This is a genomic window from Rhizobium sp. BT04 (genome assembly GCF_030053135.1).
GTDB classification, from domain to species: Bacteria; Pseudomonadota; Alphaproteobacteria; order Rhizobiales; family Rhizobiaceae; genus Rhizobium; species Rhizobium binxianense.
This window is the reverse complement of record NZ_CP125652.1, coordinates 253,912-267,626: the sequence shown is the minus strand read 5'-3', so window position 1 is coordinate 267,626 and position 13,715 is coordinate 253,912. Positions and strand designations below refer to the sequence as shown.

The window sequence follows — 13,715 nt, the reverse complement described above, 5'->3', positions numbered from 1 at the left end:
GAGTGGCAGCAACTGTACGGTCAACAGGTGTCCTGCTTTTCCTGTTGCTCGGCTTTGCCGGACGGAGCCTGGCTGCCGACAGCTTCTCGACACCCGTTCCAGATTCCCGGATATCGAGTCACCAGGGTTTCGCAGACGAAGAGACTTGCGCGTCCTGCCATGGTGATCAAGCGACCGCTTTCGCGAAATCCCACCACGCAAACGCCATGGCTATAGCCGACGAGAAGACTGTCCGGGCAAATTTCAATACTCGGTTTGAACATGACGGCGTTGCTACGACTTTCTCCCGTCGTGACGGCCGCTTCTTCGTCAGAGCTGAAGGTCCAGACGGCAAGGAAACTGAGTTCGAAGTCAAATACACCTTCGCCTATGAGCCTCTTCAACAATACCTCGTTGATATGGGAGGAGGACGACTGCAGGCTCTCGACGTCGCCTGGGATACAGCCAAACACAGGTGGTTCTGGCTCGGCAATGGCGCAGCAGCCAAAGCGGGCTCGACGTATCATTGGACGGGTCCATTCTACCGCTGGAACCGCACCTGTATTGACTGCCATTCGACCGATCCTCAAGCCAACTTTCAACCGGCGACGAACGAATACAATTCGACCTATGTCGCCACCAGCATCGGTTGTCAGTCTTGTCACGGCCCAGCCGCCAACCATGTCGAGTGGGCAAAATCCGAGGAAGTGTCTTCCTCCAAGCCAGACTTCGGCTTGCCGAAAGTCGATGCGAGTATCTGCTTTGCCTGCCATTCCAGGCGCGCCAAACTCTCGGGCGGCTATGAGCCGGGAAAGCCGTTTCTCGACTACTTCTCTCCTGCGCTGCTCCGACAGGATCTTTATTTCCCCGATGGGCAGATCCTCGACGAGGTGTTCGAGTATGGCTCGTTTCAGCAAAGCAAAATGGCAAGGGCGGGGGTGACATGTATCGACTGCCATCGGCCGCACGATGCCCGCCTGAAGGCCGAGGGCAATGCGCTATGCACGCAATGCCATACGCAAACGAAGCCGGAGCGCTTCGTCAAGCAGGATCCAAGCGGCCTGTTCGACGGGCCGAGCCACACCCACCATCCGGTCGGCTCGGCCGGAGCACAATGTGCCAACTGCCACATGCCGGAACGCACATACATGAAGGTCGATCCAAGACGCGACCATTCGTTCGTCATTCCTCGACCCGATCTGTCTGCGAACTTCGGAACGCCGAATGCGTGCACCACCTGCCATGCGGGCAAGGACAATGCCTGGGCAGCAGAGAGCATGGACCAATGGTATGGAACCGAGTGGCGCAGACGTCCGACGATCGCCCATGCTTTCGCCGAAACCACGAATGGTGATCAGGCTGCGATGGCGGCACTCCGCAAGCTCGTCGACGACCACGACCAGGCAGGGATCGTCAGAGGCAGCGCGATAGCCAGAATGAGCCGGATCGGCGGAACGGATGTCACCGCCGACGTTCGAGCAGCTTCGCAGGATGCTGATCCGCTCGTCAGGCTGGGCGCCGCTGAAGCCGCCGGCAACATCCCCCCGGAGCACAGGCTGGAGGCGATCGGCGATCTGCTTGGCGATGAAACGCGGGCCGTGCGCGTGGCAGCAGTGACTGCCCTCGGAAGCACGCCCATGGATCTCCTTGGCGATCAGCGACGCCGCTTTGAAAAAGCTGTCGAAGACTTGCGGGCCTATGTCGAAACGAACGCTGACGTGGCGGAAACGCAAAGTAACTATGGCTTCTTCCTATTCGGCCAACAGCGTACAGCCGATGCCGAAGCCGCCTTCCGGCGAGCTATTTCTCTCGATCCCACCCTGGAAGGCTCGCGCGCCAATCTTGCGGAGTTTTATCGGGCGACCGGACAAAACGACAATTCCGAACAAACTTATCGGGAAGCGATCTCGATCTCGCCTGAACACGCAGACCTGCGTTACGGGCATGCTTTATCCTTGGTGCGCAAAAAAGCGATGGCTGATGCGATCAAGGAACTCGAAGAAGCGGTACGGCTGGATCCTGCAAGCTCGCGCTACAAGACTACACTTGCGGTCGCTCTCGATTCCGTTGGCAGGACCGAGGACTCCCTGGACAATCTGGACCGCTGGGCGGCGCATGGTGATGATGCAGACATTATAGGCCTGGCTCTCCAATACAGTCTCAAGCTTCAACGCTTGCCGGATGCATTGAAATACGCAGAGGTCCTGGCACGACTGAGGCCGCACGACCAGCAGATCTCAGGTCTCATCGGGCAGTTGCGACAGGCGATTAACCCGAAATAGGCGTTTTAGATCGGCGAAGTATTTCCGCCGCACGATTTGGCAGCCGGGAGAAATCGAGCTGATGAAATAACAGCCGGGCCAAGCATTGGCTGGGCCGGTCCTTGCGACATTCAGGGATCGGCCTGCCGGGAGTCCCTAATGTTACCGTTACGCACTTGTAGCGCGTATGATATTATGTTTTGCTAATATTTATAAGAACAGTTGCACGCGTCTATCAATTTTACCGACGCGATCTGAGAGGCCAGCGCCCTCTCCCAGTAGTCCTTCGGTTCCGCGGTCCGCTAATTCGCCTGACGCATTCAACATCAGCATTGTGGGGGGATCCAGTTATGCCAGCCATTACACGAAGACTCTTTGCGTCCGGAATTGCCCTGTCGCCAGCGCTCCGTTTCAGCACCGCGAGGGCACAGGCCAGCGCCACACCCGAGGAAGCCCGCGCCATCGCCAAGGAGGCCTATATCTACGGCTTCCCGATGGTCGACAGCTACCGGGTTCAGTACCAGTACTTCGTCGACGCCACCAATCCCGAGTACAAGGCGCCGTGGAACCATCTCGTCAACACACTGCGCGTATACACGCCGGCCGACAGAGCGTTCCCGTCACCAAATTCGGACACGCCATATTCGTGGCTCGGTATGGACCTGCGCGCCGAACCCATGGTGCTGACCATGCCGGTCATCGACGAGAAACGCTATTTCACCATCCAGCTGATCGATGGGTATACTTACATCATTGATTATATCGGCAGCCGTACGACAGGTAACGGCGGAGGCAGCTACCTCATCGCCGGGCCGGGCTGGAAAGGCGAAACGCCTGCGGGCGTCAAGAAAGTGTTCCGTTCGGACACCAATTTGGCATGGGGCGTCTACCGCACGCAGCTGTTCAATCCGGAAGACATCGACAACGTGAAGAAAGTCCAGGCCGGTTACAAGGCGGAGCCACTGTCGGCGTTTCTCGGCCAGCCCGCGCCTCCAGCTGCATCGACCAATTTCATCAAGCCGCCGACCACGGAAGAAGAGAAGGCCTCGCTTGAGTTTTTCAACACCTTGAATTTCGTACTTCAATTCGGCCCGGCCATTCCATCCGAAACCGAACTGATGGCTCGGTTCGCCAAGATCGGGATCGGCGCAGGAAAGACCTTTGACGCGAGCACGCTCTCGCCCGAAATGAAAACCGCCATCGAACAGGGAATGGCCGACGCCTGGGCCGATCTCGCCAATTTGCAGAAAACGGAAATCAATACGGGAAAGGTGACGATGGGCGACGTGTTCGGCACGCGCGAATTTCTCAAGAACAATTATTTGTACCGGATGGCCGGCGCGGTACTCGGCATTGGGGGCAATGCAAAGCAGGAGGCAATGTATCCCGTGTATTCCGTCGATGCGACGGGTCAGAAGCTCGATGGCATTAACAAGTACACCGTCCACTTTGCCTCGGGCGAGCTACCGCCGGTCAACGCCTTCTGGTCGCTGACGATGTACGAGCTGCCCGGCAGCTTCCTCGTTGCCAATCCGATCGACCGCTACCTGATCAACTCGCCGATGCTGCCGCAATTGGTGAAGGACGCCGATGGCGGCGTTACGCTCTATGTCCAGAATGAATCCCCCGGCAAAGACAAGGAGCCGAACTGGCTGCCGGCTCCCAAAGGTCCTTTCATCGCTTTCATGCGCCTCTATTGGCCGAAGGAAGCAGCGCTCGACGGCACATGGAAGCAGCCGCCGATAACCAAGATGCAGTGATTGCGAGGCTGGAAATTGTCTCGCGGAATAGACGCCAGTACACCGAGGAGGATCATCCCAATGTTACGCATGGCAATGATGGCCCTGGCACTTGCCGGTGGTTTGGCCTCAGCTACCACCAGCGTCCAGGCTCAAGACGTGACGGCGGCAGAAGCCCGCGCTATCGCCAAGGAGGCCTATATCTACGGCTTCCCGATGGTGGACCACTACCGCATCCAGTACGCCTATTTCGAAGACAGCAAGAATCCCGAATACAAGGCGCCCTGGAACACTTTGGTCAACACTCCGCGCGTCTACACGCCGGCGGATACAGCGATCCAGACGCCGAACTCCGATACACCCTACTCGTGGCTCGGCGCGGATCTGCGGGCCGAACCGCTCGTGCTGACCGTGCCGCATATTGAAAAAGAGCGCTATTTCAGCATCCAGTTCATCGACGCCTACACGTTCAACTTTGCCTATGCCGGCACCCGCACGACCGGCAATGATGGCGGCAGCTTCCTGCTCGCAGGCCCGAATTGGAAGGGCGAAAAGCCGGAAGGGGTGAAGGACGTAATCCGCTCCGAGACAGAGTTCGTGTTCGCGGCCTATCGCACCCAGCTCTTCAACCCCGAAGACCTCGACAACGTCAAGAAAGTCCAGGCCGGCTACAAGGTGGAGCCGTTGTCGGCTTTCCTCGGTCAGCCTGCACCGGCAGCCGCGCCGGCGATTGATTTCATCAAGCCGCTGACGCCGGACGAGGAGAAGACGTCGCTCGAGTTTTTCAACATCCTGAACTTCACCTTGCAGTTCTGTCCGACCGATCCTTCCGAGACCGAACTGATGGCGCGTTTCGCCAAGATCGGGATTGGCGCAGGGAAGACCTTTGACGCGAGCGCACTCTCGCCCGAAATCAAAACCGCCATCGAGCAGGGCATGGCCGACGCCTGGACTGACTTCGCCGACATGGAGAAGGAATTTGCCGCGGGGAAGATAACCTCCGGCGATGTCTTCGGCACGCGGGAATACCTGAAGAACAACTACCTGTACCGCATGGCCGCGGCCGTACTCGGCATCTACGGAAATTCGAAGCAAGAGGCGATATATCCGGTCTATTACGTGGATGAAGCGAAGCAGAAGCTAGACGGGGCCAATCGCTACACCTTGCACTTTGCGCCGGGGCAATTGCCGCCGGTCAACGCGTTCTGGTCGCTGACGATGTATGACCAACCTCAGAGCCTGCTCGTCGCCAACCCGATCCACCGCTACCTGCTCAACTCACCGATGCTGCCGCAATTCGTGAAGGATGCCGATGGCGGCCTGACTTTCTATGTGCAGAACGGGTCGCCGGGCAAAGACAAGGAGTCGAACTGGCTGCCTGCGCCCAAGGGACCTTTCTCCTCGATCATGCGCCTCTACTCGCCGAAGGAAGCAGCGCTCGACGGCACGTGGAAGCAGCCGGCGATGACGAAGGCACAGTAAAGGGACAGCCGCAGCTTGCCGCAAGGTCCGGTGCGGCGCTGTCGGCGACGTCTACTATTGTGAGGAAAACGGCACAGAGAACGCATTCGACAAGCGCTAGTATGAGGGAACTCGGTGGGAAGCAAAAACAGAGTTGAAATAGGGTTGAAAGTTAGCGGATGTCTTCACCGGGTTCTTCTGTGCGTCTTGATCATCGTGTTGAATGGATGCGGCGGGCATCCGAAAGGTGTCCTGACCCCGGTCGCGGATACGTCGGTGAAGTCCACGAAGGTCAACATGCTGATTGCGACGACACGCAGCCGCTCGGCGATTCCCGGCGAGATGTTCACCGGCGAACGCGCCTTGAAACCCGCATTCGCCGATATCACCGTATCCATTCCCCCGAACAGCGTCCGCAAGGTCGGCGAAGTCGCCTGGCCGAGAAGGCTGCCTTCCAATCCGGCCACCGATTTCGCGACATTGAAGGCGCAAGAGATCGACGAGGCAGCGGCCAAGGCCTGGCTCAACACCAGTGTCCGCAAAACCCCTGACGGAAGCGTGCTTGTCTTCATTCACGGGTTTAACACCCGTTTCGAAGACTCCGTCTACCGCTTCGCCCAGGTCGTCCACGACTCCGGCGTCCACAGCGCGCCTGTGCTGGTGACATGGCCCTCACGTGGCAGCCTGCTTGCCTACGGATATGACCGCGAGAGCACCAATTACACACGCAATGCCCTCGAACGGCTCTTTCAGTATCTGGCCCAGGACAGGGAAGTGAAGGAGGTGTCCATTCTCGCCCATTCGATGGGCAACTGGCTGACACTGGAATCGCTGCGCCAGATGGCGATCCGCAACGGCCGGCTGCCTGCAAAATTCAAGAACGTCATTCTGGCGGCTCCCGATGTCGATGTCGACGTGTTCAGCCAGCAGATCGTCGATATGGGCAAACAGCACCCGCAGTTCACTCTCTTTGTGTCGCGCGACGATCGAGCCCTCGCAGTATCGCGCCGGGTCTGGGGAGATGTGTCGCGGCTTGGTGCGATCGACCCTGAACAGGCCCCGTACAAGGAGGAACTGGAGATCAACAGGATCAACGTGATCGACCTCACTAAGGTCAAACAGGGCGACAGGCTGCACCACACCAAGTTCGCCGAGTCACCCGAAATCGTCCGCCTCATCGGCTCGCGTATCTCCGAGGGCCAGACATTGACAGACAGCAGGGTGGGTCTGGGCGATCATATCTTGGATGCAACGATCGGAACCGCGGCGGCGGCGGGCCATGCCGCCGGCTTGATCCTGACCGCGCCCGTCGCTGCCGTCGACCAGAATAGCCGAGACAACTATGCAGACCACGTGGGCGCGCTGGCAAGCAAGAGCCAGCCAGCTCGCACGGCCGCAACCGCCTGCGAAGTCGGGCGTCGCCCGCAAGCTTGCAAACGATAGTGCGAGCACTGGTGCACGACACACGGTTTGCAACCAATTGTAACCGTACGTTACTTAGCATTTGCTTATATTCTGACAGATTGTGCAGGAGAGAATCGAAGGCTGGACATCAGGGGCATGTCCATCGCCGATGAAGGGGAGTTGATCATGAAGTCTATCTTGCTACAGGCCGCGATCGTGTGCGCGGGCCTGGGATTGTCGACATCCCTCCAAGCAGCCGATATCACGCCGCTAACACCCGATGCAAAAGTAGTCGAGAGCCCGAGCGGTTGGACATTCACGGTCGCACCGTATTTCTGGATGGCAGGGATTTCCGGAGACATTGCACAGTTCGGATTGCCGGAGGTTCATATCGACTCCGATTTCGGCGACATCCTGCAGAACCTCGATTTCGCCTTCATGGCCGCCGGTGAAGCGCGTTACGACCGGTTCAGCGTCTTCGGCGACATCATCTACACCAAGCTTGGCGCAGACGCGAATACGCCGCTTGGCATTCTCGCCGACAGCGTCGACGTCACCTCAAAGACCTTCGCCGGACTTCTCGGGGTCGGTTACTCGGTGCTGGAGGACCAGTCGGGACACCTCGATGTCGTCGGCGGCATCCGGGTGTGGTCGGTCGACACCAACATCTCCTTCCATGGCGGGATCCTCGGTGGCGTCGAGGCCGATGACAGCGCGACCTGGGTCGACGGTCTGGTCGGCGTCCGAGGCAACTACTTCTTCACGCCGGAGATCTATCTGACAGGATGGGGTCTCGTCGGCGCCGGCGGCGCGGATCTCGACTGGGATGTGGCGCTCGCGCTCGGCTACAAGTTCACCGACACGATCTCGGCCGTTGCGGGATACCGCGCACTCGGCGTTGATTACGACAACGACGGCTTTGTCTTCGACGTCGTCCAGCAGGGTCCGATCCTGGGGATAGCGTTTCACTTCTGAGAACGAAGGCTGCGTCGGGGCTGGTTCGGTCAAATGATTGGGGCATCAATGAAGAACATCGCTGTTTGTATTATGCTGTTCGCTGCGGCGCTCGGTCTCTCTGCAACCTCAGTCAACGCCCAGTCGAGCGAAGAACTCGCGAAGAAGCTGTCGAACCCGATCGCCTCGCTCATCAGCGTGCCGTTCCAGTTCAACTACGACCATGGTTATGGTCCCGAAGATGGCGACAAGGCAACGCTGAACATCCAACCGGTCATCCCCTTCTCTCTCAATGAGGACTGGAACCTCATCTCAAGGACCATCCTCCCGGTCACATGGCAGAACGACATCGCCGGACCGTCCGGCACGCAGTTCGGTCTCGGCGACACGTTGCAGAGCTTCTTTCTCTCCCCTTCTAAGCCGACCGAGAGCGGCATTGTCTGGGGTGCAGGACCGGTGTTCCTCCTTCCGACGGCCACGGACGAGCTCCTCGGGAGCGGCAAATGGGGAGCGGGTCCGACCGCAGTCGTCCTCAAGCAGGATGGCCCCTGGACCTACGGCATGCTCAGCAACCATATCTGGTCGTTTGCAGGTCAGAGTGACCGTCGGGACGTCAGTTCGACCTTCCTCCAGCCCTTCATCTCCTACACGACCAAAGACGCATGGACCTTCTCGCTGAACACGGAATCCACCTACGACTGGGAAACAAACAACTGGTCGGTGCCGATCAACTTCACAGTCGCCAAGCTGATCACTATCGACAAGCAGCCGATCAGCCTGACGGCAGGCATCCGCTATTGGGCGGATGCACCGGAGAACGGCCCGGAAGGCATCGGCTTCCGCGTCGCGCTGACGTTCCTCTTTCCAAAGTGAATCCGCAGGTCGACGATACCGCCTAGTATGTACCTGTAACCGACTTCCCCTCGCATGTCCGCTGCACAAGACATGTCGTCGGACGTGGCCCTAGGCCGCAGTGGCCGAGGTCATAGAGGCTGGCGTCCCTGGACCTCGAACGCAGTCTCCAGTCGGAGCGCTTCAATAGGGCTATGGGATTCGGCGAGTCATCGAGCGTTCTCGAAGTACAAGACTTACGTGCAGGTCTGCAGCGGAGATCGCGCGACAGCCGTTGGAGGGTGACACGGACCTCATCTCGGTCACGGGCGTCTTGAACGACGGTGACGAAATCGTCTTCAGAAACGTAGCCGCTGCCTCCAGCAAGGCCCTGGTTTTTTTGAACAGCGAGGGCGGAGATCTCAAAGCTGGGATCGAGATCGGGCGCGCCGTCCGCCTTCGAGGCTTTGCCACGGCCACCCCACCGGGGACCTTGTGCGCTTCGGCTTGCGCCCTCACCTGGCTTGCCGGTTCGCCCCGGTTTCTTCAGCCCGAATCCAATATCGGCTTCCATGCCGCCTATCGCGTGGTGGACGGCAAGGCCAGCGAGAGTGGTGTCGCCAACGCGCTGGTCGGAGCCTACCTCAACCAGCTGGGATTGTCCGAGACTGCCATCGCCTACGTGACGTCAGCGCCGCCTGAAGGCATCGCGTGGCTGACCGCCGACGAGGCACAGAGCGTGGGCATCACCTACGACGCGATTGACGAGGACGGACCTGATCCGGCGTCCGAGGCGGGCAAGACGTTTCCGCACGACCCGATGGGCGCGGTGACGGCGTTCTACTCCGCGCTCGCAGCAGCCGATGGCGAAACCGCCTCGGCGCTGGTCGTTCCGGAGAAGCGCGGCAAAGGCCCGTTCAACGAAGCGTCGATCCACGCTTTCTACGGCGCGATGTCGCAACCGCTCAAACTCACAGGCACGGCGCTGCGCGGCAATGATGATGTCCGGGTTTCCTACCAATACGTCACCAATGACGGCCGTCGCTGCAAGGGCCGCGCCGATGTCCAGACCACCTATGTGTTTGGCACGACTTTGGTCTCGAGGATCAAGGCGCTTGACGGCTGCTAGCGCATCGGCCCGAAAATCGGAATCGATTTTCGGAAAGCACGATGCGAGGATTGAAAGTGTTAGAGCGCCGTCGCGTTACAACGGTCACCGCGATGACCGCCTCGCCCGATTACGGTCAGAAGAACAATAGCTTCGCAGAGAATGTTGATACCTCCTCCCGCAGTATCCGATCAATGCACAAGGGGCGATCTTCTGGCAAGCGGCACAATCAGAAGTCATGAGACAAGGTAAACGACGGTCCTCGCACAATCGCGATATCCTGTCCGCATTCGTCGGGACGCGCCGGCTGAACCCAGCAGTTCGACGCCCTGCCAGCGATATCCGCCGCGTTCCCGAGCGGTGGGCGTTGTAGACCGATGCAATGAATATCGATTATGTCACCTGCATCCAAGCATTCGACCAACGAGGCACTTCGTGACTTTTGCCTATGACAATCACGCCCTCGATCTGAGGAGCGATGCCGATTTTTTCTCCCTCCTTACCGGAAGCTATCTGCGCATCACCGGCTGTCGTCTTGTCCAGGACGGGCAAGGGCCGAACTGGCTCTACAACGATGCACCTTTCGTGGTCCTTGCTCACAATACCGCGCCTGATCCGCGCTTCATCTACGCCAACCGCACCGCGCAGAACTGCTTCGAATATAGCTGGGATGAATTTACCGCGCTGCCGTCGCGGCTTTCGGCCGAGCAGCCTGATCGCGCCGAGCGCCAGCGGCTGCTGGACGCCGTCACGCGCGATGGTTTTGTCGACAATGCGCGCGGTCTAAGGATCGCGAAATCGGGGCGCCGTTTCTGGATCGAGGAAGTGACCGTCTGGCAGCTCATCGATGAAGCGGGCAAGCGATTGGGCCAGGCTGCGATATTCTCTTCATGGCGGGACGCGTAGTTTCTACGGTTTCACCCGGTCAGGATGCGCCGCCTGGAAAGCGGCTATGTCGGCGCATCTGGTGTCGATATCGGCGATGCGCCTGAAAGCGGTCATATCTAATCCCCAGCGGCGGGCGTTGTAGACCTGTGGAACCAGACAGAGATCCGCCATCGTCGGCCTGTCGCCAAAGCTGAACGCTCCATCAAATTCGCCGATCATGGCTTCCAGTTTGCGCAGACCGTCGGCGATGAAATGCTTCATCCATTCCTCGCGGGCGTCGGCCTTGTCGGTGATGGTCATGAGGTGGGTAACGACATGCATGTTGCAGATCGGATGGATGTCCATGGCAACCGCATATGCAAGCGCCCGCACTTGCTGGCGATCGGCAATGTCGGATGGCAGCAATCCGCATTCCGGCCTGGTTTCGGCGAGATATTCGATGATCGCCAACGACTGCGTCAGTGTTTTCCCATCGATTACCAGCGTCGGCACGAGCCCCTGCGGGTTGAGCGCGAGATAGTCCGGCTTCCTGTGCGCGCCGTCCAACAGGTTGATCGGGACCGCCTTATAGTTGACGCCCAGGAGATTGAGCGCGATGCGGACGCGGTAGCTCGCCGATGATCGCCAGTAGTCGTAGAGAACCACCTCATTCATCGCAGGTCGGCTCCTTCGTATTTTTCGACCGTCTGCTCGATCGCCCCGAATATCGAATGGCCGGCTTGATCCTTCATCTCGATGCGCACCCGATCACCGAATTTCATGAAAGGCGTTTTCGGCGATCCGGTCTCGATCGCCTCGATCATCCGGAGTTCAGCAATGCAGGAGTAGCCGTCTCCTCCCCCTTCCACCGGCTTGCCGGGGCCGCCGTCGCGCTTGTTGGAAACAGTGCCGGAGCCGATGATCGTTCCGGCCAGGAGATGGCGGGTTTTGGCGGCATGGGCGATCAGCTCGCCGAAATCGAATGTCATGTCGATGCCGGCGTTGGCCTTGCCGAATGCCGTGCCGTTCAAGCTCACCAGCAGCGGCAGATGCAGCTTGCCGCCATCCCAGGCATCCCCGAGCTCGTCCGGCGTCACCGCGACCGGGGAAAATGCCGAGGCCGGCTTGGACTGGAAGAAACCAAATCCCTTCGCCAACTCGTCCGGGATCAGGCCGCGCAGCGACACGTCGTTGACGAGCATCAGCAGCCGGATGGCGCTGCGCGCGGCCTCCGGGCTGGAACCCATGGCCACGTCGCCTGTTATGACGGCGACCTCACCCTCCATGTCGATGCCATAGGCCTCGTCCGCCGCCAGGATGGGATCGCGGGGCGCGAGGAAAGCGTCCGAGCCGCCTTGATAGATCAGCGGATCGGTCCAGAAGCTCGCCGGCATCTCGGCGTCGCGCGCCTTGCGCACCAGCTCGACGTGGTTGACGTAAGCGGAACCATCGGCCCATTGGTAGGCCCGCGGCAACGGTGACGTAGCGTCATGTTCGTGAAAGCGGATCGTCGGCTGGGCTCCGGTCTCGATGCCTTCGGCAATCAATGCAAGCCTCGGCGCCACATGCGCCCAGTCATCAAGCGCTGCCTGGAGGGTGCGGGCGATGTGACCGACCTCGGAACAGCGGGTCAGGTCGCGGGAAACGACGACCAGCCGGCCGTCCCGGGTGGAGTCCTTCAACGTCGCAAGTTTCATATCCGAATTCCAATGCCGGAGGGTGTCTTCGCTCGACGCATCACTTGACACGTCACTTGATGCCGGGGGTTCCGTCGAACTTGCGTTCCAGGCCGTCCCAGCATTCGAGGTAATTATCCTGCAGCCCCTCAAGCTCGGCCGCGTATTTCGTCAGCTGCTGCGCGTATCGGGTCTCGAACATGAAGGCCATGGTGTGCTCCAGCTTCACCGGCTTGAGCTCGGTATTGGATGCCTTTTCGAAGGCCAGCGCATCCGGCCCGTGGGGAAGCATCATGTTGTGCAGGCTCATGCCGCCCGGGACGAAACCCTCCTCCTTGGCGTCGTACTGACCGTGGATCAGGCCCATGAATTCGCTCATGATGTTGCGGTGGTACCAGGGCGGACGGAAGGTGTGCTCGGCGACTAGCCAGCGCGGCGGAAAGATCACGAAGTCGACATTGGCCGTGCCGGCATCTTCGGTGGGCGCGGTCAGCACCGAGAAAATCGACGGATCGGGATGGTCGAAGCTGATGGCGCCCACAGGCGAAAACGTCCGCAAGTCGTATTTGTAGGGGGCGTAATTGCCATGCCAGGCGACCACATCGAGCGGCGAGTGGCCGATGTCAGTGACATAGAATTTTCCGCACCACTTCACATGGACGCGGCAAGGCCTTTCCTTATCCTCGAAAGCGGCGACCGGTGTCTTGAAGTCGCGCGGGTTTGCCAGGCAGTTGGCGCCGATCGGGCCGCGATCCGGCAGGGTGAATTTGGCGCCGTAGTTCTCGCAGATATAGCCGCGCCAGACCGTCTGCTCACCACTCGTCAAAATCTTGAACATCATGCCGCGGGGGATGAGGCAAATTTCCAGCGGCTCGACATCCATGATGCCCATTTCGGTGAACACTCTGATGGCGCCGAGCTGCGGCACGATCAGCAGTTCACCATCGGCATTGAAGAAGTAGTCGTCGACCATGTCTTCGTTGAAGAGGTAGGCATGGGCCGACATGCCGACCTGGGTGGTGGCATCGCCTGCCGTCGTGATGGTCCGCACTCCCTCGAGAAAGGTCAGTCTCTCCGCGGGTGCAGGGATGGGGTCCCAGCGAAGCTGGCCGAGCGGCAGCGAATGCTCGTCCAGGCAAGGCGCGGTTTTCCAGAGCGGATAGGAGGCGTTGGAGAAGCGGCTTGTGTGGCGCACGCTCGGGCGAATGCGATACAGCCAGGACCGTTCATTCGTGCCGCGCGGCGCGGTGAAGGGCGAGCCGGAAAGCTGCTCGGCATAGAGACCGTAATTGCATTTCTGCGGGCTGTTCTGGCCCTGCGGCAAGGCGCCGGGCAGCGACTCGGTTTCGAAGTCGTTGCCGAAGCCCGGCATATATTTCAGCGTGTTTGCCGTCGCGGCTTCACCGTCCGACGTCTGGATCGATGTCTGGTCCAT

At 59.6% G+C, this 13,715-nt stretch carries 11 protein-coding genes; 8 read left to right on the top strand and 3 right to left on the bottom strand.

Annotation, left to right across the window (positions count from 1 at the left end):
- The first annotated feature begins 2 nt into the window (after positions 1–2).
- The 8 genes from QMO82_RS09755 to QMO82_RS09720 all read left to right on the top strand — a co-directional run bounded on the left by QMO82_RS09755 (position 3) and on the right by QMO82_RS09720 (position 10,643).
- On the top strand, positions 3–2,261 hold the full coding sequence (locus QMO82_RS09755; RefSeq protein WP_183607635.1) for a HEAT repeat domain-containing protein: 2,259 nt from the start codon (positions 3–5) through the stop codon (positions 2,259–2,261).
- Between the two features lie 329 nt (positions 2,262–2,590).
- Positions 2,591–4,000: a DUF1254 domain-containing protein gene (locus QMO82_RS09750; protein ID WP_183607636.1), complete on the top strand. Its 1,410-nt coding sequence runs from the start codon at positions 2,591–2,593 to the stop codon at positions 3,998–4,000.
- Positions 4,001–4,069: 69 nt separating this feature from the next.
- On the top strand, positions 4,070–5,461 hold the full coding sequence (locus tag QMO82_RS09745; protein WP_246718293.1) for a DUF1254 domain-containing protein: 1,392 nt from the start codon (positions 4,070–4,072) through the stop codon (positions 5,459–5,461).
- Between the two features lie 192 nt (positions 5,462–5,653).
- Positions 5,654–6,883: an alpha/beta hydrolase gene (locus QMO82_RS09740; RefSeq protein ID WP_183607714.1), complete on the top strand. Its 1,230-nt coding sequence runs from the start codon at positions 5,654–5,656 to the stop codon at positions 6,881–6,883.
- A 147-nt stretch (positions 6,884–7,030) separates the two neighbouring features.
- Entirely contained in the window at positions 7,031–7,819 is a 789-nt protein-coding gene (locus tag QMO82_RS09735; protein WP_183607638.1) for a hypothetical protein, read from the top strand.
- Positions 7,820–7,867: 48 nt separating this feature from the next.
- Positions 7,868–8,671, top strand: coding sequence for a transporter (locus QMO82_RS09730; RefSeq protein WP_183607639.1), 804 nt, complete (start codon positions 7,868–7,870; stop codon positions 8,669–8,671).
- 178 nt (positions 8,672–8,849) lie between these two features.
- Positions 8,850–9,758: a hypothetical protein gene (locus QMO82_RS09725; RefSeq protein WP_183607715.1), complete on the top strand. Its 909-nt coding sequence runs from the start codon at positions 8,850–8,852 to the stop codon at positions 9,756–9,758.
- Positions 9,759–10,172: 414 nt separating this feature from the next.
- Entirely contained in the window at positions 10,173–10,643 is a 471-nt protein-coding gene (locus QMO82_RS09720) for an MEKHLA domain-containing protein (protein ID WP_183607640.1), read from the top strand.
- A 3-nt stretch (positions 10,644–10,646) separates the two neighbouring features.
- On the opposite strand, the gene maiA is transcribed toward QMO82_RS09720, so the two are convergent.
- Genes maiA through hmgA form a run of 3 tightly spaced genes read right to left on the bottom strand, consistent with a single transcriptional unit; the run spans position 10,647 to position 13,715 of the window.
- Positions 10,647–11,279 carry a maleylacetoacetate isomerase gene (gene maiA, locus QMO82_RS09715; protein ID WP_183607641.1) on the bottom strand — a complete coding sequence of 211 codons (633 nt, stop codon included), beginning with the start codon at positions 11,277–11,279 and terminating at the stop codon, positions 10,647–10,649.
- On the bottom strand, positions 11,276–12,301 hold the full coding sequence (locus tag QMO82_RS09710; protein ID WP_183607642.1) for a fumarylacetoacetate hydrolase family protein: 1,026 nt from the start codon (positions 12,299–12,301) through the stop codon (positions 11,276–11,278). Before QMO82_RS09710 ends, maiA begins: the two co-directional genes overlap by 4 nt.
- A gap of 52 nt (positions 12,302–12,353) precedes the next feature.
- Positions 12,354–13,715, bottom strand: coding sequence for a homogentisate 1,2-dioxygenase (gene hmgA / locus QMO82_RS09705; RefSeq protein ID WP_183607643.1), 1,362 nt, complete (start codon positions 13,713–13,715; stop codon positions 12,354–12,356).

Coding starts and splice junctions, on each gene's coding strand:
- QMO82_RS09750 (WP_183607636.1), top strand. CDS start 2,591: ATGCCAGCCATTACACGAAGACTCTTTGCGTCCGGAATTGCCCTGTCG.
- QMO82_RS09710 (WP_183607642.1), bottom strand. CDS start 12,301: ATGAAACTTGCGACGTTGAAGGACTCCACCCGGGACGGCCGGCTGGTC.
- hmgA (WP_183607643.1), bottom strand. CDS start 13,715: ATGGACCAGACATCGATCCAGACGTCGGACGGTGAAGCCGCGACGGCA.
- QMO82_RS09735 (WP_183607638.1), top strand. CDS start 7,031: ATGAAGTCTATCTTGCTACAGGCCGCGATCGTGTGCGCGGGCCTGGGA.
- QMO82_RS09745 (WP_246718293.1), top strand. CDS start 4,070: ATGGCAATGATGGCCCTGGCACTTGCCGGTGGTTTGGCCTCAGCTACC.
- maiA (WP_183607641.1), bottom strand. CDS start 11,279: ATGAATGAGGTGGTTCTCTACGACTACTGGCGATCATCGGCGAGCTAC.
- QMO82_RS09730 (WP_183607639.1), top strand. CDS start 7,868: ATGAAGAACATCGCTGTTTGTATTATGCTGTTCGCTGCGGCGCTCGGT.